General features: G+C 64.0%; 1 protein-coding gene. It reads right to left on the reverse strand.

What is annotated here, in order from left to right; genetic code table 11:
• Positions 1-228, reverse strand: a 228-nt coding sequence (locus SB765_RS34680) for a hypothetical protein (RefSeq protein ID WP_410933162.1), incomplete at both ends; no start/stop codon positions are given.

Raw genomic sequence — 228 nt, forward strand, 5'->3', positions numbered from 1 at the left:
GGGCACGGTACGCACCACGTCCGACCAGAAACTTTCGCGCTCCAGCAACGACAGCTCGACCTGTTTACGGCTGGTGATGTCGCTGATGCTGAGGATCACGGCCTGGTAGTCGCGGCGCTGCTGCGGCAAGCGCGCCATCAGCCACAGGTGCAACTCACCACCCAGCGGAGCCGGCAGGCGCACTTCAAGCTCCAGCACCTGGCGTTGTTCGATCAGCGCGTCGATCAG

It is taken from the genome of Pseudomonas sp. SIMBA_067, assembly GCF_046534675.1.
GTDB lineage: Bacteria > Pseudomonadota > Gammaproteobacteria > Pseudomonadales > Pseudomonadaceae > Aquipseudomonas > Aquipseudomonas putida.